Here is a 2,020-nt window from a genome sequence, read left to right as displayed (position 1 = left end):
TGCCCGCCGCCGGCGCCCGCCGGGCCCTCACCCCCGGCGGGCGCCGGCGGCGGGCACGTACAGCCTCTCGACGTACTCGCGGACCATCCGGTCGGCGAGCACCTTCGGGCCGAGGTCGGCGAGGGTGCGCCGGACCATGGCGGTCCAGCCGGACGGCACCCCGTCGGGGCCGCGGTCGTAGAAGCGGGGGGCGACCCGGCGCTCGATCAGCTCGTAGAGGGCGGCGGCCTCCAGGTCGTCGCGGCGGTCCTCGTCGGCGGCGGCCGCGCCGTCGGCGGTGGGGATGGCCCAGCCGAACTCGGGCTCGTACCACTCGTCCCACCAGCCGTCGAGGACGGAGAGGTTGAGGCAGCCGTTGAGCGCGGCCTTCATCCCGCTCGTACCGCAGGCCTCGAGGGGGCGCAGGGGGTTGTTGAGCCAGACGTCGCAGCCGGGGTAGAGGCCGCGGGCCATCTCCATGCCGTAGTCGGGCAGGAAGACGATGCGGTGCCGGACCCGGGGGTCGTCGGCGAACCGGACGAGTTCCTGCACGAGCCGCTTCCCGCCGTCGTCGGCGGGGTGGGCCTTGCCGGCGACGACGAGCTGCACGGGCCGCTCGGGGTGGAGGAGGAGGGCCCGCAGCCGGTCCTTGTCCCGGAGCATGAGGGTGAGCCGCTTGTACGAGGGGACGCGGCGGGCGAAGCCGATGGTGAGAACGTCGGGGTCGAGGACGGATTCGGTCCAGCCGAGTTCGGCGGCGGCGGCGCCGCGCTGCCGCCAGGAGGCCCTCAGCCGGTCCCGTACGTCGGCGACGAGGCGTTCGCGGAGGGTGCGGCGCAGCTCCCACAGCTCCCGGTCGCTCGCGTCCGGTCCGGTCCGGGCGGCCTCGGGGGCGACCCAGGTGGGGGCGTGGACGCCGTTGGTGATGGAGGTGATCGGCACCTCGTCGGCGTCGAAGCCGGGCCAGAGCCCGGCGAACATGGAGCGGCTGACGGCGCCGTGGAGGGTGGAGACGCCGTTGGCGCGCTGGGCGAGCCGCAGGCCCATGGCGGCCATGTTGAAGACGCCGGGTTCGCCGCCGAGCGGGATCTCGTCGCCGAGGGCGAGGATCCGGCCGAGGTCGACGCCGGGGAGGGCGCCGTCGTCGCCGAGGTGGCGGGCCACGAGGGCCCGGTCGAAGCGGTCGATGCCGGCGGGGACGGGGGTGTGGGTGGTGAAGACGGTGCCGGCCCGGACGACCTCCAGGGCGGCGTCGAAGTCGAGCCCCTCGCCGCCGAGTTCACGGACGCGTTCGAGGCCGAGGAAGCCGGCGTGGCCCTCGTTGGTGTGGAAGACCTCGGGTGCGGGGTGGCCGGTGAGCCGGGTGTACGTGCGGACGGCGCGGACGCCGCCGATGCCGAGGAGCATCTCCTGGAGGAGCCGGTGCTCGCTGCCGCCGCCGTAGAGCCGGTCGGTGACGGACCGTTCGCCGGGGGCGTTCTCCTCGACGTCGGAGTCGAGCATCAGCAGCGGGACGCGGCCGACCTGGGCGATCCAGATCTGGGCGTGGAGGCTGCGGCCGCCGGGCAGGGCGAGGGCGATCCGGGCGGGGGTGCCGTCGGCCTCGCGGAGCAGGGCGACGGGCAGCTCGCCGGGGTCGAGGACGGGGTACTGCTCCTGCTGCCAGCCGTCGCGGCCGAGGGACTGCCGGAAGTAGCCGTGCCGGTAGAGCAGGCCGACGCCGATGAGGGGGACGCCGAGGTCGCTGGCGGACTTGAGGTGGTCCCCGGCGAGGATGCCGAGACCGCCGGAGTACTGGGGCAGGGCGGCGGCGACGCCGAACTCGGGCGAGAAGTAGGCGACGGCGGCCGGGGCGTCGCCGGGGCGGCCCTGGTACCAGCGGGGGGCGTGCAGATAGCGGTCGAGGTCCTCGGCGACCGCGCGCAGCCGGGCCAGGAACTCCTGGTCGGCGGCGAGCGCGGCCAGCCGGGGCGCTTCGAGGGCGCCGAGGACCCGGACGGGGTCGGCGCCGGCCAGTCCCTCGGGCGCGAGGGAGTCGAAG

Annotated in this window: 1 protein-coding gene; it reads right to left on the bottom strand. The window is 75.6% G+C overall.

What is annotated here, in order from left to right:
- Window positions 1–27 precede the first annotated feature (27 nt).
- A partial coding sequence (gene glgP, locus CCN56_RS39715) for an alpha-glucan family phosphorylase (protein ID WP_256962427.1) occupies window positions 28–2,020 on the bottom strand: 1,993 nt, incomplete at its 5' end.

This window comes from Streptomyces sp. NRRL B-24572 (assembly GCF_002156145.1).
In the GTDB taxonomy this organism is placed as follows: domain Bacteria; phylum Actinomycetota; class Actinomycetes; order Streptomycetales; family Streptomycetaceae; genus Streptomyces; species Streptomyces vietnamensis.
This window is presented reverse-complemented; position numbering and strand designations above follow the sequence as displayed.